The sequence below is a fragment of the Dellaglioa sp. CoH-57-MRSF-19 genome (genome assembly GCF_056781975.1).
Genome location: NZ_JBXAXW010000287.1, coordinates 1 through 261, shown reverse-complemented (window position 1 = coordinate 261; position 261 = coordinate 1). Strand labels below are relative to the sequence as shown.

Sequence of the window (261 nt, the reverse complement as noted above, 5' to 3'; positions counted from 1 at the left end):
GGCGCTCGCCTCCGGCGCCTTGGCCACCGCGCTCATCCTCACCGGCTGCTCGGGCACTCCGACAGCCGGTCACTCCGACATGGACATGGGTATGGGCAGCTCCTCCACGAGCCGCGCGACCAGTGAGCATAACGACGCCGACGTGTCGTTCGCGCAGAACATGGTCATGCATCACCAGCAAGCCATCGAGATGTCCGACATGGTCCTCAACAAGAGCGACGTGAATCCAAAGGTCACCGAGCTCGCGCAGAAGATCAAGGA

Annotated in this window: 1 protein-coding gene; it reads left to right on the top strand. The window is 62.8% G+C overall.

Annotated elements, in window-relative coordinates; translation table 11 throughout:
- A partial coding sequence (locus AC1RO3_RS09255; RefSeq protein ID WP_481764127.1) for a DUF305 domain-containing protein occupies positions 1–261 on the top strand: 261 nt, incomplete at both ends.